The organism is Pseudovibrio sp. Ad26 (genome assembly GCF_001623285.1).
Lineage (GTDB): Bacteria > Pseudomonadota > Alphaproteobacteria > Rhizobiales > Stappiaceae > Pseudovibrio > Pseudovibrio ascidiaceicola.
The window spans coordinates 346,447-370,264 of record NZ_LMCE01000049.1; the positions used below are offsets into that span (position 1 = coordinate 346,447).

15 protein-coding genes are annotated in these 23,818 nt (G+C 52.9%); 6 read left to right on the top strand and 9 right to left on the bottom strand.

Features of this window, described 5'->3' with window-relative positions:
• Positions 1–541 precede the first annotated feature (541 nt).
• Positions 542–5,203 (top strand): ExeM/NucH family extracellular endonuclease, encoded by a 4,662-nt coding sequence (locus PsAD26_RS10640; RefSeq protein ID WP_063310367.1) that lies wholly within the window; start codon positions 542–544, stop codon positions 5,201–5,203.
• Between the two features lie 232 nt (positions 5,204–5,435).
• On the opposite strand, the gene PsAD26_RS10645 is transcribed toward PsAD26_RS10640, so the two are convergent.
• The 8 genes from PsAD26_RS10645 to PsAD26_RS10680 all read right to left on the bottom strand — a co-directional run bounded on the left by PsAD26_RS10645 (position 5,436) and on the right by PsAD26_RS10680 (position 17,378).
• The gene (locus tag PsAD26_RS10645; protein ID WP_063310368.1) at positions 5,436–6,254 is read right to left on the bottom strand and encodes an aminoglycoside phosphotransferase family protein; all 819 of its coding nucleotides are present in this window, start codon (positions 6,252–6,254) and stop codon (positions 5,436–5,438) included.
• Between the two features lie 119 nt (positions 6,255–6,373).
• The gene (locus tag PsAD26_RS10650; RefSeq protein WP_063310369.1) at positions 6,374–7,690 is read right to left on the bottom strand and encodes an HlyD family type I secretion periplasmic adaptor subunit; all 1,317 of its coding nucleotides are present in this window, start codon (positions 7,688–7,690) and stop codon (positions 6,374–6,376) included.
• Positions 7,683–9,476: a type I secretion system permease/ATPase gene (locus PsAD26_RS10655; protein WP_063310370.1), complete on the bottom strand. Its 1,794-nt coding sequence runs from the start codon at positions 9,474–9,476 to the stop codon at positions 7,683–7,685. The genes PsAD26_RS10650 and PsAD26_RS10655 overlap by 8 nt, the downstream gene beginning before the upstream one ends.
• Before the next feature lie 268 nt (positions 9,477–9,744).
• On the bottom strand, positions 9,745–11,337 hold the full coding sequence (locus PsAD26_RS10660) for a M10 family metallopeptidase C-terminal domain-containing protein (protein ID WP_063310371.1): 1,593 nt from the start codon (positions 11,335–11,337) through the stop codon (positions 9,745–9,747).
• Between the two features lie 728 nt (positions 11,338–12,065).
• A complete protein-coding gene (locus tag PsAD26_RS10665) occupies positions 12,066–13,226 on the bottom strand; it encodes a mandelate racemase/muconate lactonizing enzyme family protein (RefSeq protein WP_063310372.1) in 1,161 nt (386 codons plus the stop codon).
• A 54-nt stretch (positions 13,227–13,280) separates the two neighbouring features.
• The gene (locus tag PsAD26_RS10670; protein ID WP_208860585.1) at positions 13,281–14,837 is read right to left on the bottom strand and encodes a BCCT family transporter; all 1,557 of its coding nucleotides are present in this window, start codon (positions 14,835–14,837) and stop codon (positions 13,281–13,283) included.
• A 15-nt stretch (positions 14,838–14,852) separates the two neighbouring features.
• Entirely contained in the window at positions 14,853–15,977 is a 1,125-nt protein-coding gene (locus tag PsAD26_RS10675; RefSeq protein ID WP_063287997.1) for an enolase C-terminal domain-like protein, read from the bottom strand.
• 48 nt (positions 15,978–16,025) lie between these two features.
• Complete coding sequence (locus PsAD26_RS10680; RefSeq protein ID WP_063310374.1) at positions 16,026–17,378, bottom strand: FAD-dependent oxidoreductase; 1,353 nt, start codon at positions 17,376–17,378, stop codon at positions 16,026–16,028.
• Between the two features lie 547 nt (positions 17,379–17,925).
• Between PsAD26_RS10680 and PsAD26_RS10685 the strand changes: the two genes are divergently transcribed.
• Entirely contained in the window at positions 17,926–18,570 is a 645-nt protein-coding gene (locus PsAD26_RS10685; RefSeq protein ID WP_063310454.1) for a GntR family transcriptional regulator, read from the top strand.
• 185 nt (positions 18,571–18,755) lie between these two features.
• Here PsAD26_RS10685 and PsAD26_RS10690 read toward each other — a convergent pair whose 3' ends face one another.
• A complete protein-coding gene (locus PsAD26_RS10690; RefSeq protein ID WP_063310455.1) occupies positions 18,756–19,046 on the bottom strand; it encodes a DUF1330 domain-containing protein in 291 nt (96 codons plus the stop codon).
• A gap of 489 nt (positions 19,047–19,535) precedes the next feature.
• Between PsAD26_RS10690 and fucU the strand changes: the two genes are divergently transcribed.
• The 4 genes from fucU to PsAD26_RS10710 all read left to right on the top strand — a co-directional run bounded on the left by fucU (position 19,536) and on the right by PsAD26_RS10710 (position 23,763).
• Positions 19,536–19,955 carry an L-fucose mutarotase gene (fucU, locus tag PsAD26_RS10695; protein WP_063310375.1) on the top strand — a complete coding sequence of 140 codons (420 nt, stop codon included), beginning with the start codon at positions 19,536–19,538 and terminating at the stop codon, positions 19,953–19,955.
• Positions 19,956–20,172: 217 nt separating this feature from the next.
• Complete coding sequence (locus PsAD26_RS10700; protein ID WP_063310376.1) at positions 20,173–21,699, top strand: sugar ABC transporter ATP-binding protein; 1,527 nt, start codon at positions 20,173–20,175, stop codon at positions 21,697–21,699.
• Positions 21,696–22,706: an ABC transporter permease gene (locus PsAD26_RS10705; RefSeq protein WP_063288001.1), complete on the top strand. Its 1,011-nt coding sequence runs from the start codon at positions 21,696–21,698 to the stop codon at positions 22,704–22,706. Before PsAD26_RS10700 ends, PsAD26_RS10705 begins: the two co-directional genes overlap by 4 nt.
• A gap of 112 nt (positions 22,707–22,818) precedes the next feature.
• Positions 22,819–23,763 (top strand): ABC transporter substrate-binding protein, encoded by a 945-nt coding sequence (locus PsAD26_RS10710; protein ID WP_063310377.1) that lies wholly within the window; start codon positions 22,819–22,821, stop codon positions 23,761–23,763.
• Positions 23,764–23,818: the final 55 nt, after the last annotated feature.

Consider the following 23,818-nt stretch of genomic DNA (forward strand, 5'->3'; position numbering starts at 1 on the left):
TTCGCTTAGTTTGCTGAAAAGATAGGATATAAGAAACTACATACTACAAAGATAAGTCAAGTTAGAAAATGATACTCTAAATGAGATAAAATATAGAATTGGTATGATTTTGCTCAAGCGGGTGCTGCCTGCACGCTATGAACCCGCAAAAGTCGTGATTTTGATAATTAAATTTTAATTGTATCTATGGATTCGCAGAGCGTCTTTGTGAAATATGAGTCGCACAGGGGCCAAACTGTGTTTAAAAGCACCCCGAGTTATGCACAGCACTGGGTAACTTCCTGTCGCCTTGACATTGATATGCAACGCGAAGTTGAAAAAAATTTCACAAAAGAAAATATTATTCGAAATAATATGCGAAAAGTGAAAAATTGATCAATACGTCCTTTACGTCACCCTCCACATCGAGAAAACTGTCGATGCATGCTGCAGAAAATCTTTCGGGCATCTAGCAAAAAATAATCGTTCGTCTTGGCTCCCGGCTCAAAACTGGGAGGGGAGTGACGAACTCGGATAAGATGAACTGTAACGGGGTTGATACATGTTCAATTTCTTTCCTCGATTTAACTTCTACTCGATCAGCGTAAACTTTGGCACGTGGTGGGATGACGTCATCACGGGTACCGACGGTATTGATTGGGTCTGGGGTTTCAACGGTAACGATACCATCTCCACATATGCTGGAAATGACTGGATCCGGGCAGGTAAGGGCAATGACCTTATCTTTGCTGGTGAAGGCAACGATCGCATCAGCGCAGCTGGTGGCGACGATGTCATCCATGGTGGTGCAGGCAATGACAGCATCAATGGTGGTCGTGGTTTCGATACAGCCGTTTATGAAGGCTCAATCGATGACTATTCATTCCAGCAGCGTGGTGGCTGGTGGAATCCAAAGACCAATGTCATCGCAAACGACGGTTCTGAAAAAGACACCTTGATGAATGTCGAGGCAGTTTACTTCGCAGCTGACGACTACACTTACTATCTGGATGGTCGCAACAATGAGATCCGCGCTGGAGAAGATGCTGTTGCATCCGGCGATGAAGGTCTGGTTATTGAGGCTGCCACTCTGCTGGAAAACGACAAGGATTATGACGGCGATACGCTGACAATCACTGAAGTTTCCGCAAACAGCGCATCTGGCGCAACCGTTTCTCTCGAAAACGGTCAGGTCTCATACAACCCAGGCAATGTTTTTGACAGCCTGCGTGAAGGTGAGACTGCTGAAGATACCTTCACCTATACAGTGACCGACGGCAACGGCAGCACCAAAGACGTTACTGTTACTGTGACCGTGACTGGCTCCAATCAGGCACCTGTTCTGTCTGTTGCTTCTGACGTTGCTATTGCAGAAAACACCACTGAGGTGGCGACTGCATCTGCTACTGACGTTGATAACACGGACCTGTCCTACTCTGTTTCTGGTACAGATGCTGGCCTGTTCGAGATCGACGCTGAAACTGGTCAGCTGAGTTTTAAGACAGCTCCTGACTTTGAAGCACCAGCAGATGCTGATGGCGACAACGTTTATCAGGTTGAAGTCACTGTCACCGACGCTGACGGCGGTTCTGATACTCAAAGCGTTTCCGTCACTGTTGAAGATGAAAACGAAGTTGTGCGTGACGTAATCGCGTTCGACATGGTCGACTCTCAAAATCAGGGTCTGGTGAGCTTCACCAACACTGCGCCTGATTTCTCCAGCATTGCTGATGGCTTCGGCAAATTCACTGCGGATGGTGCGCCATTCTCACTGGTCGATTCCACCAATGGCGGCTTTGAGAATGACGTTCTGGGTATCATCGATGAAGCCACCAACTCTGGTGAGTTCTTCGGCGTAACCGATAGCATCAACAATGACAATGATGGCGAACTGACAGCGTCCTGGACCTTCGACATTGCAGGCTACAAAGATCTAGGTCTTTCCCTTGATCTTGGTGCAATGGGTGACTTTGAAGGCACAGACACCTTTGTGATCCGTTATTCCATTGACGATGGCGAAGAGCAGGTTCTGTACTCCTTCACCTCTGACAATGACGGTGCACAGACCTATACCCTTGCCAGCGGTAAGACTGTTGATCTGGATGATCCGCTGACTGATGCAGACGCAGGCATTGTGCTGACCAACCAGCTGCAGACCCTCGTGTCTGATCTGGAAGGCACTGGCTCTGAGCTGACCATCAGCGTTGAAGGCAAGTCAGACGGAAGTTCTGAAGCGTTTGCGCTGCAGAACCTGAAGATCCTCGGCAACCCGGCTGTTGTGCGCGAAACCTTCGCGTTTGACATGGTGGACTCACAGAATGATCGTCTGATCGAGTACACCAGCACTGCACCAGACTTCACCAGTCCTGCAGACGGCTTTGGCAAGTACACTGCCGCAGATGCTCCATTCTCGCTGGTCGATTCCACCAATGGCAGCTTCGAGAATGATGCAGTCGGCGTTATCGATGAAGTCTCCAACACTGGTGAGTTCTTCGGTCTGACCGATACCGTCAACGACGACAATCCTAATGGTGACCCGCTGGTCGCGACCTGGCGCTTCGACATCTCAGATTACAGCAATATCAGCCTGTCTCTGGATGCTGGTGCAATGGGTGATTTCGAGTCTGATGACACCATTTCCATCCGCTATTCCATTGATGGTGGCGAAGAGCAAACTCTGTTCGCCTTCACCTCTGACAATGACGGTGCTCAGTCTTACACCCTTGCCAGCGGTAAGGTTGTTGATCTGAACGATCCGATGGTTGAAACCAACTCTGGCCTTGTTCTTACCAACCAGTTGCAAACACTTGTTGCTGATCTGGAAGGTTCGGGTTCTGAGCTAACCATCATCGTTGAAGGCTCTGCAAACGGCAGCAATGAAGCATTCGTTCTGCAAAACCTGCAGCTGGAAGGCGACACCACAGGCGGTGGCGGTACGTCCACAACCTACGCTATCGCAGCAGAAGCTGACTCCAAAGCTGAAGGCGACAGCGGCGTAACCTCCTTCGAGTTCACAGTGACCCGTGATGGTGATCTGTCTGAGGCTGGCACTGTTGACTTTGCTGTTGGCGGCGACGTTGATGCAGCTGACTTCGGTGGCACTCTGCCATCTGGCAGCATCGAGTTTGCAGCTGGCGAAACCACCAAGACCATCACAGTCAACATAACTGGCGATGAAACAACCGAGCTGAGCGAAGCCCTGTCTGTGACCTTGAGCAACCCAACGGGTGGCAAAATCACAACCAAGACTGCAACCAGCACTGTTGTGAACGACGATACCGCGCCTACACTCATCTCCACCATTCAGGGTGACGGTGCAGAATCCGGCATGGTTGGTGAGTTCGTTTACGTCAGCGCGCTTGTAACAAGTGTGACCAGCAGTGGTTTCTACCTGCAGGAAGAAACAACTGACAGCGACGGCAACTCCGCAACCTCTGAAGGTATCTTCGTTTACACCGGTGCGGCTCCAACCGTTGCTGTTGGTGATGAAGTGTCCTTCGGTGGTACGGTTGCTGAATTTGGTGGCCAGACACAGCTGACTAACATTGGGGATTTGAGCATCCTGTCTTCCGGCAATGCTCTGCCAGAATACATGCAGGTGCTTCTGTCTCCAACAAGCCAGCAGAACCTGGAAGCTCTGGAAGGCATGCGCGTCAGCGTTGGCTCCGGTACAGACGATGCTCTGACAGTCATCGAAAACTTCAATTTCGACCGCTATGGTCAGATTACAGTTTCCGCTGGCGCCCAGTATCAGGCAACCCATCTGTACGATCCGCAGGATGAGCTTGACCAGATCATCGAACATCAGGAAATGAACCAGAACAACCGCATCCTTATCGATGATGGTTCTTCTGAGCAGAACCCTGACGAGTTCACCTACGTGCCAGTTACCGAAGAAAACGGCGACAATGGCAATGGGTATCTGGATAGCGGTGATGACTTCTCTGAAGGGGCAACTCTGCGTCTTGGCACAGAGATCGATGCACCGATCGAAGGCATTCTCACCGAAGGCTTTGATGGTCATACTCTGATTGTTGACGGCCAGATTTCCATCGATGAAAGCACCAACTCCGGTGCACGTCCTGACCAGCCTGCTGATGTGGGCGGTGATCTGAAAGTGTCCAGCTTCAACGTGCTGAACTACTTCACCACCCTTGGTCAGCGTGGAGCGAGCTCCGAGGCAGATCTTGCGCGTCAGACCGACAAGATCGTCAAGGCAATGCTTGATATCGATGCGGACGTCTTTGGTCTTCAGGAACTGGAGAACAACGGCTTCGACGATGCATCTGCGATCAGCGCTCTTGTTGATGCACTGAATGCAGAGCTGACCGCTCAGGGCCGGACTGATGAGCTTTACACCTTCGTGAACCCGACTGACGGGGCTCCGATTGGGTCTGATGCTATCACCACCGGTATGATCTACCGTCCTGGCAAGCTGACTGTCATTGAGACAGAAACCTACACCTATCAGGAAACAAGTGCGGATGCGACTTACGCGATTGCGGATCGTCTGCAGGACTTTGCTGATCGTTCATATGTAGGTGACTTCCAGCGTAACCGCCCAACCGTTGCAACCACTTTTGAGGATGCAAATGGCGAACGCTTTACCCTCGCAGTCAACCACTACAAGTCCAAGGGGCCAAGTGGCCTGAGCGACCTGGTGGAAGACATTCAGGGTAAACTGGATGCAGGTACCATTCCGGCAGCTGATGTTGACCAGGTACAGGCAGATCTGGATGCCTTGATCGCTGATCCAAACTACGATCAGGGCGATGGGCAGGCCTTCTGGGCTCAGGCACGTGAAGACGCAGCAAAAGAGCTGCATGAGTGGCTGAGAACCGAATATGCGGGTGCGGGTCTTGATCCGGATATCCTCGTGATCGGTGATTTGAACACCTACGGTAAAGGCGACTCCGTACAGGAACTGGTAGAGGGCGGCGATATGACCGATCTTCTGTCTCAGTACCTGGGCGATGAAGCTTACAGCTTCGTGTTTGATGGTCAGCGCGGTTCACTGGACCATGCTCTGGCATCCGACAGCCTTGCTGATCAGGTAACCGGCCTTGCTGAGTGGCACATCAATGCTGATGAGCCAGACCTGCTCAGCTACAACAGCCGCTTCACCGATGCTGGTTTCTACACTGACGACCAGTACGGCGCATCCGACCATGACCCACTTGTCATCGGTCTGGACCTCAGCAGCCCAAGCGAAATGCTCGTTTAAGCAAAAAGAAGGCCCTCGCGAATTTGTGAGGGCCTTTTAAAGAACAGAAAAAGCGGCCCTCAAGGCCGCTTTTTTACTGGCCAAATGAAAATCGCTCCCATAATCAGGGAGGTGAAGGCTGCAATGTTTGGTGGTCGGGCTTTGAGGATGAAAGCTGTTATGCCCTGCAACCCGTTTACCTTGTAATCTGTTCTGCTAGGTGTAAGGGCTTATGGTATCATGAGCACGTTGCTTAAAGAAGCGTGAGCAGTTGGCGAATGCATTTGATTGGATGACGCCCCTGTCCAATGAGGAAGCTTGATTGTGCATAGTAAAGCGCATTGGTGATCGCACATGAGACAACTTCCTTAATGTCGCAACCCAACTGCATACTGACCCGCTTAGCTAGATCTTCCATTCGTCCATGTCTAAAGATCAGCTCTTTCCTATCCCATGGATTAATAAAAAGATTGGCATACTCAAGTGCTGGAGGCCCTAATAGGCTCCGTGCATCGATAGCGCGCCACGTTGTTCCGTGTTTGATGATGTTTCGGGGGTGAAGATCACCATGAAGAGCCTGCCAGTCAGAACGATCTGCCATGACGTCGTGTGCTATCGCTTGGGCGATTGGAACGACGTCCAAGGCCCAAACTGGCACGGCCTTTGGTTTCATATTAAGGCTGTCTGCCATGAGGTGTTCGAGTGTCTTAAGACCTGTCAAACTGACTTGCGATTTTAAAAGCTGACGGGTGATTTCTAACTGGATATTAAGTGCATCTTCTTCATGCCCCTGATCTATAAAATCCAGCAAGCGTGGGCCATCGAGCCATTGCATCAATGCTGCGGTTTCATCGTATTCATATATTCTTACGGCAGAATTGGAATTATATCTCGCTAATAGTGCGAAGCCACCTCTCTCGGTGATTAAACCATTTGAATTAAGAATCTTAAGTAGAGCTGGGCCAAACTCTTCGGAACGACACGAGTAAAAATTGCTACGTGTGGTTTCACCCTCATGGGAAAATTCTTTAAGCCGCCATTTCCGTGCATAGACTTCTGCATGGTCCATCATGAGATGTCCGTGATTTGTTCTGGCTAACAGAGCTCTGTTGAATAGCAGTGTACGGAAAGGGGCTTTAGATCCCTTTCCGTCACAGTTTTTGCTTTCGTTCCGAGGAAGTAAGGGGCTCCTTACTTCTCCTTGAGCGCATGGGCGATTTGGTCTTGCATTGGTTTTATGAAGTAGGAGAGGACGGTGCGTTCGCCGGTTTGGATGAAGCCTTCGACGGGCATGCCCGGGACGAGGGTCTGGCCGTTCAGCTTTGGCATTTCGCTCTCCAGGATCTTCAGGCGTGCCAGATAGAACGGCTCGCCGGTGACCTCATCACGGGTCAGATCCGGGGAAACGTTGAGCACAGCTGCGCCCAGCTCAGGTGTGGTGCGCTGGTCGAAGGCGGCAAGGCGCACATAAGCGTCTTGTCCCACTTGCAGCTGATCCACATCAACGGGCTGAACGCGGCTTTCAATCACCAGATCACTGTCTTCCGGCACCACCAGCATGAGGGTATCACCCGGTGCGATCACGCCGCCAACGGTATGAACGTTGAGCTGGTGCACATAACCGGATTGCGGGGCGCGAATGTCGACGCGCTTCAGGCGGTCCTGTGCGGCCACTTCCTGCTCTTCCAACTCGGCAATCTGCGAGCGAATGTTTTGCAGGTCAGACAGAACTTTTTCCAAAAACTCTTCGTCCAGCTGCAGGATCTGCACGCGCTTTTCGCTGATGGCTTCCTTGGTCTGAGCGACCTGAGAGATCAGCCCACCGCGGTCCCCAACCAGCTCGGCCCGTTCCCGCTTGATGGCGGTGACCTGAGAGGCGTTGATCAGGCGCTTTTCCAAAAGAGAAGCAAAGTCGGCGAGTTGCTGAGTGACAAGATCAATGCTTTCGGCTTTCGCATCGCGCTGCACCTGCAAGCCTTCAATCTGCTGCTCCAGCTGAGCAATCTGCTCGCCAAGCTGCTTCTTGCGGCCTTTGATGCCTTGCTGACGGGCAGCAAAGAGAGCTTGCTCACCATCCAGAGCAGTGGCAGCAATCTTGTCGGTCTTTGCCAGCTCAACCAGATATTCCGGGAAGGTGACCTGAGCGTCATTGCGCCACTCGGCAGAAAGGCGGGCTTCCTGCGCCTGCATCTGATGAAGACGCTTGCGAGTGATGGCTAGATTGGCTTTCACTACCGTTTCATCAAGGCGGAACAGCACATCACCGGCTTTGACTTCATCGCCGTCTTTGACGAGGATTTCGCCGACAATGCCGCCTTCCTGATGCTGTACCTTCTTGGCCTGTCCATCGACTGCGATGGCGCCAGAGGTGATCACCGCGCTGTTGATCTTGGCAACGGAGGACCAGCCGCCAAGGCCAAGAACCAGAACTCCAACAAGGACGAGGCCCCAACGCATGTGTTTCTTACGAGAGGTCTGAATAGTGGTAAGTGTTGTTTGCTCAGGCATGTGGCACCACGCTCAATGGTCCTGTTTTTGCAGCAGCTGGGGCTGGTTTTGCGCCGGGAGCTGGAACCGCTCCGGGGGCTGGCACGCCAGCAGGAGCGCTGATTTTTGGCAGGACTTCGTCTTTCGGGCCAAAGGCGGCCTGTTGGCCATCCTTCACAACAAGCAACAGATCAACGGCTGAGATCGCGCTTGGACGGTGGGCAACGACAATGACGATGCTGCCGGTCTCACGCATCAGCTTGATGGCGCGGGTCAGTGCTGCTTCGCCTTCTGAATCCAGATTGGAGTTCGGCTCATCAAGCACAATCAGGAACGGGCTGTCATAAAGCGCACGGGCCAGACCCACACGCTGGCGCTGTCCGGCAGAAAGCAGAGCCCCGCCTTCTCCAACTTGCGTGTCATAACCGTCAGCCAGACTGGTGACCAGCTCATGCACATTGGCAAGCTGGGCGGCTTCCAAAATCTTCTCGTCATCACGTTCTGCTGCAAAGCGGGAGATGTTTTCGGCAATGGTGCCGTCAAACAGTTCCACATCCTGCGGCAGGTAGCCAACGGCAGTGCCCAGACGATCTTCCGACCACTGGCTCAGCTCCGCGCCATCGAGACGAACGGCACCGCGCAGGATAGGCCAAACACCCACGAGCGCGCGGACCAGACTGGTTTTACCGGATCCGGAGGGGCCGATAATGCCCATGCCATCGCCTGCCTTGAGCTCAAAGTTGACGCCAGCCAGTGTGACAGCGCGCGCACCGGGAGGAGCTGTTGCGATCTGCTGTACATTGAGGGCCTTGCTTGGCAGTGGCAGTTCGGTTTCTGGCGGGGTCTCATCCAGACCTTCCAGCGATTTCTCCAAACGGGCACGGGCCTGACGGGCGGCGATGAACACGCGCCACTGGCCAACCGCCTGCTCCACAGGAGACAGAGCACGGGAGGTGATGATGGAAGCTGCGATCATAACACCGGGAGAGACTTCCTGAAGGATCGCAAGCCATGCACCAACCGCCAGAACAGCCGAACCAAGCAGAAAGCGGAAGGCTTTGATGGCGGTGGCGAACAGCGAGGCGCGGTCGCCTGCTTTGGTCTGGGCATCATAAAAGCGGGCGTTGGCTTCATCCCACTTGTTGGTGAGCGTTGAGCTCATGCCAAGGGCGCGCACCACTTCTGCGTTGCGCCGTGCTCCAGAGCGGGTGTTGCTGCGCTGTGCGTTTTGCGAGGCCAGCTCTTTGGAGGGATCGCGGCTCATGAACTCGTTGGCAAGCACCAGCGAGAGGATGATGACCGCACCGGCCAGTGCCAGCATGCCGAGCCAGAAGTGCAGCACGAACACCAGACCCAGATAGATAGGCATCCATGGAATATCAAAGAGCGCGGCTGGACCCTGACCGCCCCAGAACTGGCGCATGGTTTCCAGATCGCGGATAGGATCTACGTTTTTGCCGCTGTTGCCCATGCGCAATGGCACGCGCAGGTTGGCAAGGAACGCGGTGCGCGACAGACGGGCATCAATTTCCTGAGAAATACGCGACAGGCCACGGGCACGGATGCCTTCCAGCAGGGCGAAGAACAGGTAGAGGATACCGGCGAAGCTGGCGATGATCACCAGGGTTGGCACGCTGTGGCTGGCGAGCACGCGATCATAGATCTGCAGCATGAACATCGGACCCGTCAGCATCAACAGGTTGATGACCAGACTCAAGACCCCGACGCCCGCATACCCGGACCGAGACGCCGCAAACGCCTCAGCCACCATAGGGCGCTTTGGCTGCCCACTCTTCGATGTACTCATAGATACTCCCGAAACCACCTGGCCCCAAACTTCAGTGCGCGGCACGTCCTCCCAAAGAACGATTGGACGCCTCTTGCGCTACAAAACTCGTGGTTATGCCCCAACAAAAATTGTGGTCCCCATAGTATGTAAATCGCACACTATTTGAAAGGGGTAAGACACTTAATTTTGCTCATCTATTGAATTTGAGGGAAATACCGCAAACTTATGATTTGATTAAATAATTATGCAACCTGCCATTGCGGCAGGTCGCACATTTTATTACCCCTTATACAAACGTGAAATCGTCTGCATTGATGAGGCTGGAATCAACACCTGAGAGGGTGATGGAGCCACCGTCATAGCTGACGACTGTGTCTGCACCAGTGTCCTGAATCGTAAGGTCTGCAAAGCTGTCTGCACCGCTTTCAAATCTCATAAAGTCAAGGCCATTGGAGAAGTCAACGATCGTGTCCGCACCGCAGTTGATGTTGAACACGAAGGTATCACGACCAGAACCACCGGAAAGGGTGTCATCACCGAGACCACCCTCGAGGGTATCATTACCAGCATTGGCATACAGACCGTTGTCGGCATCGTTACCAATCAGCTCATCATTACCTGAGCCAGAATAAGCATTCTCGATCACGGTATCACGCATGATGGTCATGTTGCCGGTCAGGCCGTTCACGTCAGAGTAAGTCTCTGCCACCAAAGAGATTTTCTGGTCAGCGCGGACAGAGCTGAAGTTGATGCTGTCTGTGCCGCCATTGTCCATGATGGTGAACGTGGCCGGGTTCAGGTCTGCGATGTCGTCGTAGTAACCGCCTGCTGTGGAGTTTTCACCGTAAACGGTGGACCCGGTACGCAGATCGGTTGCTGTGCCGTACAGGTCCTGCATAGCAAGGATGTCTGCAATCATTGGGGTGACGACGTAGGCACGGCTAGCGTCGACGCTGGTGTTCTCCACCTGATCGAAGTAGGACATGATTGTGCCCTGCCAGGAATCGTTGGAGTAGTGGTTGTCCACGCCGTAAGTCGCGCTGCCGTTGTAGTTGCCAGCGTGACCCAGACCGAGCGCGTGACCGATTTCGTGTACGTAAGTCTGGAAAGCATAGCCGTCCAGGCCAGTGCCATAACGCGCAACCCAGTCAGTGCTAACATTCACGGTTGAAGAAACGATGGTGCTGCCGCGTGTTGTCGAGTTTGCGTAAGCGCCGCTGTCGTTATCGTCAAATGTGATCTGAGCGCCGGAGTTGACAGTCTGGAAGTCGATACCGGTGACTTTTGTCCATGCTTCCAGAGCTTTGGTTGCAAGCTCTCGGCCAGAAGAGTTCAGTCCATTGAGGTTGACGGTGAGAGCCTCACCCGGGCTCACGTCAAACGCACGACGACCACGGCCTGAGTTGTTCCAGTACCCATCGGTCAGCTGGCTTGCAATCTGGTCGTTGGTGAACGCGTTTGGATCGGTTGGCGGGTCAGTTGGGCCGCCGTCTGCATCAACGGAGACTCTGTAATCGCCAGTGTAGCGATCATTGTAGGACGCAGCGCCAATGTAATAGGTGCCGGTGGATGTTGCGGTGAAGGTGATTTCGGAGTTACGTCCGCTGCCGCCATCATCGTCTGTTGCGATTTCGTTTGTGTTGGAATCGTAAAGGTACAGGTATGTATCGGAAACGCCCCCACTTCCGATGCCTTCCATTGAAATTGTGTAAGTTACTCCAGCCTGTACCTCGAGTTTAATTGCGTCTTTATCGCCAGAAAAACTCAGCGTTCCCTCAAAAGTGTCCCCCGATGAAATAGAGTATGGGGTCGTTGTGCTATATGGCGCATCGCCTCCTTCAATAACTCTTGCCTCTTCAACGTGATTATCTCTAAACATATTATCTCCCCTAGAGTAATAGTAGTAGTAAACCACCTAAACGTATGAGGGATGCACTGAAAGGCAATATAAATGATCTTTGGATTCACAGAAGAAAGTAGTATCAACACATCTACTGGTTGAATCATTGACGAACTCTCGATGTGTGAATAGAATGCAGAATATATTGTTTTAGGTATAAAACATCTGAATCTTTTAATGATATCAATTCAAAATGTTAATATATTTAGATAAAATACGTTAGCTGCCTGATAAATAATTCTAAAAACTGACCACTTGATCAAATAATTGTAGTATGTTTTTCTTCTGATCTATTCTAATAAAGAGATGTTTAATACTTAATTATATTTGTTGATTCGAGAAAACCATCAGTTCACGAAACTGTGATTCTGCTGGTGAGATGCGTGTATATACGTGAAAATGCGTGATTTTGATGGAACGTTTTATCAAATTAACGGAGCTCATCCGGCAGGTTGACGTATAGGGAAGTGTGTATGCTGAAGTGAGTTCATAAAACACCCCGGTCAATGGGGCTTGACCAGGGTGAGTAGTGGGCAGGGTACGTCTCTACCCAGGGGAAATATATTCCTGAGTGGCTCAGGAGAAGATCCTCCGCCCCTAGGCACACTTTGCAGATACGCGAGGCTGTAAAGCGAGATGGAGGCGGGGCGGAGAACGTTCCTGTGTGTATCTTCAGCCCGCAGAGGGGTGCTGAGTGAAGAGTGTCATCACAGGTTCGCCATAAATTGCTGGTTCAGGTCGATTCCGTAGCCCGGTGCGGTTGGCTTTTCAAAGCCCCCATCCACCAACTCGGCTTCTGGCGTCACCAGATACTTGCGCAGCTCCCCGTCACAGAAGTCCGGATGCACATACTCAAAGTATGGTGCGTTGCCGACTGCGAACTGATAATGGATCGCCGCTGCCGAGGTGATGCCTGTCTTCCAGTTGTGCGGCATTACCTGTACGTTGTGAGCAGTTGCCATCTCGGTGATCCGGCGCAGCTCTGTCAGGCCGCCGCAACGGTTATAGTCAGACTGCAGCAGATGCACCTTGCCTTTGGTGATCCATTCCTCAGCTTCAAAGCGGGTGGTGCTCATCTCTGCACCGCAAATGCGGGAGCGGGTGTTTTCTACCAGTTTGGCGTGGCCGCTCAGATCATCGTGCTGCAAAGTCGCTTCTGCGAAGTAAAGCTCCAGATCCTCAATGGAATTGAGCAGGCGTGCAACGTCATACCAATCTGTAAAGCGGTAGAGGTAGTCCACCATCATGTCGGTGTCGTAGCCCAAGATGCCGCGCAGCTCGCGCAGATAATAGCCGACTTCTTTGATGCTCCAGTCTGCTTTGATCGGCACGCACACTTTCACCGCGCGGATGTTGTGTGCCTTGGCTTTTTCAAGCAGTGGGGCGTAGCCTTTGATGGCGACGTCCAAAGACGCATCCACCGGAATGGCCGGATAAAGCGTCAGATACGGATGGACTTTGTCTTTGTTGGTGCCGCCAAGTAGCTGGTAGGCAGGCACGCCGAGCTGTTTGCTCGCAAGGTCATAAAGCGCCATGTCGATGCCGGAGAGGGCGAACATGCCCAATCCGCGCATGCCCTGCCACTGCGTGGCGTCATACATGGCATCCCAGATGGCGTTGATTTCGATAGGCAGACGGCCAATGACTCTTTCGGTCAGGTTCGTCAGCCACTTATGTTCTGTTTCAATATTGGAATAAGCGAGAATTGCGTCCGGAGAGCCGTCAGCTTCACCGAGGCCGTAGACACCGTTTTCGTCTGTTATCTTGACGACAACCGTGTTCTGGCTCCAGTTGCTGGCTTTGTAATTGACCGGAATAAACTCGACGGACTTGATGGGTGCGACTGCTGGGTTAAGTGCTAGTGACATGATGTGCTCCTAAGAGAAAGGCGCCAGTTTTTGCTGGCGCCCTCATGTGCTTTATTATTTTTTGCGCATTGGAAGTTCGACACCGTTGGCAATGTCGCGTTGCAGTTCTCTGAGGAACGAGACCGCAACAATGCCGAGGATGATGACCATCAGCAATCCGCCAACAACCGTTGAGATCTGGATGGTGCCCAAGTCGCCGCCAATCAGGTTGATCACCACTGGGATAATGCCCAGGAACAGTGCCCAAACAAGACGGTTCCAAAGTGCTGGATCTGCACCATCTGGCAGTTCTTTGGTGGTCATCGCTGCAAGAGAGAAGGATGCCGCATCAAAGGTGGTTGCCATGAACACGATCGCGGAAACGCACAGGCCGATGATGAACAGAGTACCCAATGGCAGGTTCGCAAACATGTCGATGATCACGGTGAAGGAGCTCTGACCAGCTGCCAGTGCTGCAGGTGCATCAAAGATGCCCGCATCCAGAAGACCAATACCGTAGTTACCGAAGATTGCGAAGAACACTGCAGTGCCCAGGGAACCGAACAACAGGGTGCCCAGAACCATTTCGCGGATTGTGCGGCCACGGGAGATCTTCGCGAAGAAAAGACCCTGGAATGGACCGTAAGAAACCCACCATGCCCAGTAGAAGATCGTCCAGTCAGACACAAAGGTGGAGTTTTCTGAGTATGGCTCCATGTAGGTGCTCAGGCGTACAAAGTTTGTCACGAGCGCACCAACGGATGTGGTGAAGGACTTGATGGTGGTCAGGAAGTAGCCGCCGAAGAACAGAACGAAGATCAGCAGGCCAACCGCTAGGAAGATGTTGAAGTTGGACAGCTTCGCCATGCCTTTTTTCAGGCCAAGCGCGGAGCTTGCTGCAAACAGCGCAACCACGATTGCAAGAGCTGCAAGGTTCATGGAAGTGCCGTGCTCAATGCCAAGCACTTTGGAGAAGCCAGCAGCAACAACCGGAGTGCCCAGACCAAGGCTGGTCGCACTTGCAGTCACCAAGCCGATCATGATGAAGATATCAACGACGTTGCCCAGAGGACCTTTTGCGCGTGTGCCCAGAACACCCTTACAGGATTCTGAAACCTTCAGAACCGGGTCTTTACGCACATAATAGTAATAACCGATGGTGATGGAGCACACGGAGTAGAGTGCCCATGCACTTGGACCCCAGTGGAACATGCCCGTGGTGATTGCCCATTCTTTGGCCAGTTCGGTGCCCGGCTCAAGACCCAGTGGCGGTGTGGACATGTAGTAGATCCACTCACTGGCGCCACCCCAGAGGATGCCCGCGCCGATGCCCGCACTGAAGATCATCGCGACCCAGGAGATCGTATTGTATTCAGGCTTTTCATCTGGGTCACCAAGCACGATGTTACCGTACTTGCTGAAAGAAACGCTCAGGCAGAAGATCAGCGACAAGATCGCTGCCCACATGTAGAACGCGCCAAATTCGTTTGTCAGATAGCTCTTCAAAGAAGAGATGACAGCTTTACCGGAGCCCGGTGCAGCAATGTCCGCTGCCAGAATGCCCATTGTCGGTAGGAGTACCGCAATGCCCCCGACGAAGAAGTTCGTCTTATCCAGTTGTAGTTTAGCCATGGATGCCCCCATTTATTATTCGAAGACGAAAGAAGCGAAAGATGCTTCCTTCACTGCGTCCCAATCCATTTCCACGCCGAGCCCGTTGCCCGCCGGCGCGTGCACATATCCCTCTTTGTCTGTGCGGATTTGGGTTTTACTTGCTAGCTCAAACGCCTCGTAAGGGTAGAACTGCTCGAAGTAATTGCAGTTGTCGTGAGCCAGAGCGACGTGCAGGTTGGCAGCCTGTGTCAGGGTGTATCCCATGCTCTGGATTTCCAGATTTTTGCTGTGGCCGGCCGCGATTGCGAAGCATTTGTTCAGCTGAGTAATACCGCCGCAAACTGTCGCGTCCTGACGCACGTCTGACCACATCCCAGTGCTCAGTGCGTGCGTAACTTCCTGCAGTGTGAGCAGGCAGTTGCCATGGCTGGAAATTTCAAGATCCGTATTGGCGACAAGGCGCTGATAGGTCTTGTAGTCGTAGTCGGAAACTGGCGCTTCAAGCCATTCCCAGTCATGACGTTCCATCCACTTGGCCATCTTCATGGCTTGTGCAGGTGTGTAGAACGTCGCTGTGTCCAGCATGAAACGGATGCCGGTAGAGCCGTATTTGGCCTGCACAGCTTCCACCAGCGCCACATCCTTTTCATAGATGCAGTAGCAGTGCAGTTTGATTGCTGTGAAGCCGTGCGCAATGCAATCGTCAATGTATGGGAAGTATTCCTCTACAGTGTCGAACATTGGTGTGGAGGCGTAGGACTTGATTTTGGTCCGGGCGCCGCCAAGCAGCATGTAAAGCGGCATTCCGGCTTTTTTGGCCTTAATGTCCCATGCTGCAATGTCGATTGGAGACTTCGCTGGCAGTCCACCCCAGGTGCAGCGTGCTCCAAGCCAGTTGTTGAGTTCCTGAGTCATCAGCGGATTTTTGCCGATGAGGCCCGGAACGATGGTACGCAGAGATTCAATGATGCACCGATCAAAGAAGTTCTCTGTGTAACTCATAGTTGCGCCAAGACCCTCGGTTCCATCCTCGGTGAACAGGCGTACAATGTTGTTGGTGTACAGCAGAGGTTCCTGATTATCCGCCCAAGGAATAGGGGGCGCATTCTCATCAGCCAAAGCATAAAGCTCGACCCGGCTAATTCTGCAGTCTTCCATTTTTAACTCCCAGTGTGCCTTGAGGCACCTTCCTTATTGCCCGACTTTTTACAGAGCGCTGCCAGCCGCACGCATCGCCTCGCGCAGCTCTTTTGTGTCGACATCTCTGTAGTTGATCGCTTTGTCGATTTTCTGTTTTGTCGCCACAGCCGCCGCATGTCCCAGCTCAAAGCACTGGGCAGTAACGCGGGCAGAAGCGAGCGCTTCGTGTTCGGCGCTCAGGCACCGTCCCGCGACAATCACGTTGTCCAGCTCCTTCGGCACCAGCGTGCCGTATGGAACCTCATAGTAATCTTCCATCAGCCAGTGCAGTTTGCTCTTCTCACCGGCATGCATCTCAATCGGCCAGGAGGAGCGGACCACGCCGTCCTCAGGCTTGTCGCAGTTAGCCACATGCTCGTTTGTCAGGGTGGTTTCGCCGCTGATGGTCCGTGTCTGGCGAATGCCCACTTCCGGTGGCATGTCAATCAGCTGGGACTCTTCAAAGCCTTTGATCTTGTCTTTGAAGAAGCGGTGATACTCGCGCGCCTGACGACGGCCATAGACTTCCGCGTATGTGAAATCAGCAGGGTCCACCACGTTCAGCAACCGGTTGTCCTGACCTGCTAGACGGGTGCAGTTCATCAGGAACACGCCCTTCTGCGGGGTTGGGAACACCCAGACCTTGTTGCGGGGTGTGTCGTACTCTCTGCTCTCGAAAGCTGTTTTCAGCTGTTCGATCATGTCAGGCGGGCAGATGGTGTTCTTGCCGAAGTAATCGTAGAAATCGCTTTCCACCACGTCTGATAGACGGAAGATCATGGTTGGGTTCTGAATGGCACCATTATCTCCAAAGCTGTACTCACACCCCGCTTTCGTCACGAGAGCCGCATCTCCTGACGTATCAATGAATGCTTTTGCTTTGAGGAAAGTGCTGCCTGCCTTGGAGTCTACACGGATCGCGGTGATCTCATCACCATCGCGGACCACCTCGGTCATGTAGGTGTGGTAGAGGCACTGAACGCCGGATTCCTCAAGCAGATCGTCCGCTGCTTCGCGCCAGATCAGCGGATCAAAGGTCACCACGTGAGTGTTGCCGTAGATTTGTGGGGCGGTGGCGCCACCTTTGGCCAGCAGGCGAGCACGAAACTCTTCTGCGAAACCGAAAACAATTTGCTTGGCGTTTTTGTTTTCGATGTCGTCCTGGGTGAGGAACAGACCACAGATAGTACCTGACAGGCCGGCAACCGCACCGCCGCCACAAAACCCGTTTTTCTCGATGAGGATTGTCTTCAAGCCGTTGCGGGCACTCATAACAGCCGCCGCCACACCAGATGGGCCACCACCGCAAACAACAACATCTGCTTCAGCAAGAACAGGAGATGCGGTTTCTGCTAGGGCAGTCTCTTTCCAGTTTTTCATGGGTGCTTACCTTGTATGCCACACTTTATGGCTGTTTTCTTTGTCTCTGAGTCCATGAGGACTGTTTTCAGAAACATATCCTCATATCTGACATATTAGCAACCTTAAAAGCAAAAACAGGCGACTGTAGCAATGGTAATAACCCTTAGAAATCGATAAAAACTGCAAAATAATGAGCGCTGATATGCCAATATTGATCTTCTGACATGCCAGAGAAATTCAACATTTTTTAGAGTATCAGTTCGCGATAAAGCCCTAATTACTTTAGCTTTTTTAGTTTATCTAAAATCCGCAAGGCGCAGAGAACCCATGAAAACTATGTAGTTTTTACGTGACAGAATGACACAATGCCGGTGTCTGATGGATTACATTATCTAGAAGGGGTCCAGAACTGACATGGCAGCCAATTGAAAAATCGCTAAACAAGATCCATTTGGCTGACATAGCAGCAAAAGAAAAGAAGAGACCGCTGGCAAATCGGGAATGCATTGTGCTACACTGTGATACAACTGACGCAGAAATAACGCTTTTAAAACAGGGGGTAACTGTGGCTCACCAGAAAACTCAGGCTGAGCTTGCGCGCACGGAAATTGAGAGAAAGTTGTTTTTCAACGAGCTTGATGTTTCAGCTCTGTACTCTGAGAACAAACTCGCCTCTCTGTTGGATCTGGGCCGTACGCCCGTTCGTGAAGCCCTTCAGGCTCTTGAACAGGACGAGATGCTGGCAATCCATCCGCGCAAAGGCGTGCAGTTTCTCTCCATCACCGCAGAGCAGCAATTGCAGCTGTTGGAAGTGCGCAAACAGATTGAGCCGATCTGCCTGAGATTTGCGGCCATGCGCGCCTCAACCGACCAGCGCCGCGAGATGCTGGCGCTTGGATCGCTCATCGTGCAAAGCGCGAAGGATGAGGATGAGAAATCGCTGCTGTCCAATCTGCAGGACATTCACCGCATCGTGACGGAAGCGACCAACAACCCATATTTCCACCACTCCCTCGCCCGTGTGCAGAGCCAGTCACGCCGGTTCTGGTTTGCGAACAAAGACAAATCAGACAATCTGCTGTGCTCTTACCACCACGAGGCCATCATGCGTGCGGTCGCCATGGGCAACGAAGACGAAGCCGTCAAGCAATCCGGTTTGCTGCTGGAGCACCTCACCGAATCCGCCTTCAAGGCACCAAAACCTGCCTGAGTAAACTTACAGTGTATCGCCGAAAAGTGGGAACCGGTTTTCGGACAAAGATACGCAAAAACAAAGGCTAAAGCAGTTCAGATGCTTCAACTTAAATGCGGACTGCTTTAGTCAGCACGTGGCAAAACGAGAGCGGGTAAGTCGCAAGACCAACCCGCTTTTTTGTGTCTGATGTCGGTTGCGGATTAGTCCACCCCTTCGACGATCACGGTCTCCACATCAGCGATCCCGTTTCGGAATTCTCGGGCAGTTTGGTATTCTGGGGAGTGGTAGCAGTTTAGCGCGTCTTCCATGCTGTCGAACTCAACGATCACATGACGATGGTATTCTTGGCCCTCCAGCTGCTCAGCCTTATCGCCTCGCGCAAGGATTCGACCAGTGTGTTTTCGCAGGACACTGGGCGCAGCCTCCATGTAGAACCGATAGATATCAGGATCTTTGATGTTGACGCGGGCAACCCAGTACGCTTTTGGCATTTGCTTTTGTTCCTGAAGCATCACGTTTTGTTACCGGTATCAGGCTCTGGTACTGGCCCTGATCAGCGCCGGTTTATGGTCATTTGCGCAGTATAAGTTGCTGGCCTGAAGCTATTATTACTGGTTTTCGACCAACTAAAAATTCAGGTAAATCTGACGCTAGGGCCGTTTCTTAAAATGCGCTCAAAATCGGCAAATTGAAAAATTGTTCTTGATTAAACGGAAAGCTTTGCTAACTTGCTAACACGAATTAGCAATGGTTTGGCACCGTTCTTGCCGAGGAAATTGAAGGGCTGGTCCTGAGAGAGTTTGTCGGAACACGACAGCGTCATCCTGAAGACGGAATCATGAGGCGAACAGCCTTTCTGGTTCTTCATAGTACATTTATTCGCGGCGGACTTCTGAGCTTTCTTCAACCCTGCCGGAAGTCTTGGTGTTTGTTTTACCTGCCCGGTTGGTGCCGGGCACATGGTGTGAGTGGGGGCTTAAGTGCTTAAAGGGATCAACCCGATCATTTTCCCGGACCTGTTGAAGATCCTGCACGAGATGGGACATGGAGATGAGATCATCTTCAGCGATGCGCATTTTCCGGCCTACTCTGTTTGTGACAAGGTGCTGCGCGCCGATGGGTGCGAGGCGACGGATCTGCTCAAAGCCGTCATGCCGCTTTGGGAGCTGGACCAGTATGACCCCGAAAATGTGATGATGATGGCCCCGGTGGAAGGTGACCAGCTGCCGGATGGTTTGGAGGAGGACTACCAGAGTGCTTTGCCAGTGGGTGCTGAGATCACCTTTGTCGAGCGGTTTGCCTTCTATGAAAAAGCCAAGAAAGCTTTCTGCGTTGTGGTGACAGGCACAACACGCAAATACGGCAACGTCATCATCAAGAAGGGTGTCATTCAGAACTAAAGCGCCTCGCCGCCAAGTGGATCCGATTTTCGGATGGGGAGGCGCGCAAAAATGAGACAACGGTGACTGCGGCAAAACTCTGGGAGGAGCAGCGCCAGCAGTCAGGTATCAAACGGGTGTCTCAACCATTTCATATTGCTGATCTGCAGTCGCAGCACCAGTCGGGATCTGTGCGTTCTCACTGAGGTTTGCAGGCCAGTATTGGGGGGAGAAAAAAATGAATACCATCGTCAGGATGACGGGTATTGAAAAGACGTTTCCGGGTGTGCACGCCCTGAAGAATGTGCAGTTTGACTTGCGTGCCGGTGAAGTTCACGCCCTGATGGGAGAGAACGGTGCTGGCAAATCCACCTTGATGAAAGTTCTTTCCGGTGTTTACACCCGTGACGATGGCAAGATTGAAATCAACGGTACAGCGGCTGACCCAAAAGGGCCGCGAGAAGCGCAAGACCTCGGAATAGGCATCATCCATCAGGAACTCAGCCTGATGAACGATCTGACAGCAGCGCAGAATATCTTCATTGGCCGCGAGCCGCGCCTGAGATTTGGACGTCTCGATGAGGCTGCGCTCAACCAGAAGACCCGCGACATCTTTCAGAGCATGGCGCTGGATTTGCAGCCTGACGTGCTGGTTGGCAACCTGACCATCGCCAAACAGCAGATGGTGGAGATCGCCAAGGCACTCTCCTATCGCTCGCAGGTGCTGATCATGGATGAGCCGACTGCTGCGCTGAACGACAAGGAAATCGCCGAGCTGTTCACCATCATCCGCCGTCTGAAGGCGGAAGGTGTGGGCATCATCTATATCAGCCACAAGATGGACGAGCTGAAACAGATCTCTGATCGCGTCACCGTCATGCGCGATGGCGAGTATGTGGGCACCGTTCCTGCCGCTGACACTCCGGTCAATGAGATCATCTCCATGATGGTTGGCCGCGAGGTGAAAGAAGAAGCCGTCGACGTGCCTGACCTTTCAGAGGCAGAGGTTGCGCTGGAAGTGAAAGGCCTGAACCGGGGCACTGAGATCCGCGATGTCAGCTTTGCGCTCAAGAAAGGCGAAATCCTCGGCTTTGCAGGGCTCATGGGGGCAGGGCGCACAGAAGTAGCCCGCGCGATCTTTGGCGCAGACCCGCTGGATTCAGGTGAAGTCTGGGTGGATGGCCATAAATGCAAAATCAACAGCCCGTCGGACGCCGTGCAGGTTGGCATTGGCTATCTGTCAGAGGACCGCAAGCACTTCGGCCTGGCAACAGGCATGGATGTGCGCGCCAATGTGGCTATGGCCAGTTTGGACCAGTTCTGCAATCGTCTTGGCGTGCTGAATGAAGCTGGCATGGCAGAGGTCGCCGCCAAGTACATCAAGCAGCTGGAAATCAGAACACCTTCTGACAAGCAGGAGCTTCAGTTCCTGTCTGGAGGCAACCAGCAAAAGGTGGTCATTGCCAAGTGGCTGCTGCGCGACTGCGACATCCTCATTTTTGATGAGCCTACACGTGGCATCGACGTCGGCGCGAAGTCTGAAATTTATAAGCTGTTGAACTCACTGGCAGAGCAGGGCTGCGCGATCATCGTCATCTCCTCCGAGCTGCCAGAGGTTATGCGCCTCAGCCATCGCATCGCGGTGATGTGCGAAGGCCGCCTGACAGGCATTTTGCCGGGTGGCAGTTCAACAACGCAAGAAGACATTATGCGCCTCGCAACACAACGCGACCCAGCTGCGCAAATTGTGAGTGAAGTTCAATGACAGACACCACCCTAACCCCGCAAAAGAACCTTATCGGTCGTTTTGTGAGCTCCGGCGCGCACCAGAAACTGCTCGCCTTTGCCAGCTTGATTGTGCTGCTCATCGGCTTTGGTCTGGCCTCGCCAAACTTCATGCAGATGTCCAATATGATCGCCATTTTGCAGGCGACATCGGTCAACGGCGTTCTGGCCATTGCAGCAACGCTTATCATCATCACCGGCGGTATTGATCTGTCCATCGGCACCATGATGACCTTCTGTGCTGTGATCGCCGGAGTGGTGCTCACCTATTGGGGTCTGCCCCTGCCGCTTGGTGTTGTCGCTGCCATTGGCGCTGGTGCACTCTGTGGCCTGTGTTCCGGCACATTCGTTGCCAAAATGAAGGTGCCACCCTTCATCGCAACGCTTGGCATGATGCTGATTTTGAAGGGCCTGTCCCTCGTCATCTCCGGCACACGCCCAATCTACTTCAACGACACGCCGGGGTTTGATCTCATTTCCCGTGGCTCCGTGATCGGGGCTGTCTTTCCGGGCTTTCAAATCCCGAATGGTGTGTTGATCCTGTTCCTTGTCGCGATTGCAGCTTCCTACGTTCTGGGAAGAACTGTTTTGGGCCGCTACACCTTCGCACTTGGGTCCAACGAGGAATCCGTGCGCCTGTCCGGCGTCAACACGGATGCCTGGAAAATGGGAATTTACGCGCTTGCAGGTGGGATCTGCGGTATTGCGGGAATTCTCATCGCGTCCCGCCTCAATTCCGCTCAGCCAGCCCTTGGTCTTGGCTATGAGCTGGAAGCAATCGCTGCTGTGGTGATTGGCGGAACGTCACTGGCCGGTGGTCGCGGCACCATCATGGGAACGCTGATCGGGGCACTGATCATGGCGGTGCTGACCAACGGTCTGCGTGTGCTTTCCGTTGCTCAGGAATGGCAGACCGTGGTGACCGGCGCGATCATCATTCTGGCCGTCTATGCGGATATGGCCCGCAAGAAAAAAGCTCATGCTTAAAAGCGGTTGGGACGCTTTTGTCCCAACATCTTTAGTGGAGCGAATTCTTATCGTTTGATTGAATCCAATCCAACGGAACACGCTCTAAATTATTTCATTGGGAGGAAATATTATGTTTACACGTCGTACTTTGATTGGGGCCTTGGCCTCAGCAACATTGCTTGCAACCAGCTCGCTTTCATTCGCAGCGGATAAGGTTTACATCCCGCTGATCTCCAAGGGCTTTCAGCACCAGTTCTGGCAAGCTGTGAAGGCAGGTGCGGATAACGCAGCCGCTGATCTGAACGTTGAAATCACTTTTGAGGGCCCGGACAGCGAAGCCATGGTTGATCGCCAGATCGACATGCTGGCCGCAGCACTGGCCAAGAACCCGGCAGCTATCGGCTTTGCCGCGCTGGACAGTCAGGCCGCTATTCCACTGCTTCGTCAGGCACAGTCCGCTGGTATTCCGATCATCGCATTTGACAGCGGCGTGGAAAGCGAAATTCCTGTGGCGCTGGCCGCAACCGACAACGTGGCAGCAGCAAGCCTTGCGGCAGATAAAATAGCAGAGCTGATCGGCAAAAGCGGTAAAGTGGCCGTGGTTGCCCATGACCAGACCAGCCGCACCGGCATCGACCGCCGCGATGGCTTCCTCAACCAGATGAAGAACTATCCGGAGATCGAAGTTGTCACCGTTCAGTACGGCGGCGGCGACCAGCTCAAATCTACCGAGCTGACCAAAGCGATCCTGACCGCTAACCCAGACATCAAAGGCATCTTCGGCACCAACGAAGGTTCCGCAATCGGTGTTGCCAACGGCGTACGTGAAATGGGCAGCAAAGATGTTGTGATCATCGGATACGATTCTGGCCGTGCTCAGAAAGATGCTGTCCGCAGCGGCCTGATGGCAGGTGCGATCACCCAGAACCCGGTTGGCATCGGTTATGAAACCGTCAAAGCCGCCGTTATGGCCTCACAAGGCAAAGACGTCCCATCCAACATCGACACCGGCTTCTACTACTACGACGCCTCCAACATGGACTCCCCAGAAATCGCAGCCGTCCTCTACGACTAAGCATCTCCGGGTTACCTGACAAGAAAACCAAAAGGCCTCTCATCTGAGAGGCCTT

Coding starts and splice junctions, on each gene's coding strand:
- PsAD26_RS10705 (WP_063288001.1), top strand. CDS start 21,696: ATGACAGACACCACCCTAACCCCGCAAAAGAACCTTATCGGTCGTTTT.
- PsAD26_RS10645 (WP_063310368.1), bottom strand. CDS start 6,254: ATGATGGACCATGCAGAAGTCTATGCACGGAAATGGCGGCTTAAAGAA.
- PsAD26_RS10655 (WP_063310370.1), bottom strand. CDS start 9,476: ATGAGTACATCGAAGAGTGGGCAGCCAAAGCGCCCTATGGTGGCTGAG.
- PsAD26_RS10665 (WP_063310372.1), bottom strand. CDS start 13,226: ATGTCACTAGCACTTAACCCAGCAGTCGCACCCATCAAGTCCGTCGAG.
- PsAD26_RS10675 (WP_063287997.1), bottom strand. CDS start 15,977: ATGGAAGACTGCAGAATTAGCCGGGTCGAGCTTTATGCTTTGGCTGAT.
- PsAD26_RS10640 (WP_063310367.1), top strand. CDS start 542: ATGTTCAATTTCTTTCCTCGATTTAACTTCTACTCGATCAGCGTAAAC.
- PsAD26_RS10690 (WP_063310455.1), bottom strand. CDS start 19,046: ATGCCAAAAGCGTACTGGGTTGCCCGCGTCAACATCAAAGATCCTGAT.
- PsAD26_RS10670 (WP_208860585.1), bottom strand. CDS start 14,837: ATGGCTAAACTACAACTGGATAAGACGAACTTCTTCGTCGGGGGCATT.
- PsAD26_RS10680 (WP_063310374.1), bottom strand. CDS start 17,378: ATGAAAAACTGGAAAGAGACTGCCCTAGCAGAAACCGCATCTCCTGTT.
- PsAD26_RS10700 (WP_063310376.1), top strand. CDS start 20,173: ATGAATACCATCGTCAGGATGACGGGTATTGAAAAGACGTTTCCGGGT.
- PsAD26_RS10650 (WP_063310369.1), bottom strand. CDS start 7,690: ATGCCTGAGCAAACAACACTTACCACTATTCAGACCTCTCGTAAGAAA.
- PsAD26_RS10660 (WP_063310371.1), bottom strand. CDS start 11,337: ATGTTTAGAGATAATCACGTTGAAGAGGCAAGAGTTATTGAAGGAGGC.
- PsAD26_RS10710 (WP_063310377.1), top strand. CDS start 22,819: ATGTTTACACGTCGTACTTTGATTGGGGCCTTGGCCTCAGCAACATTG.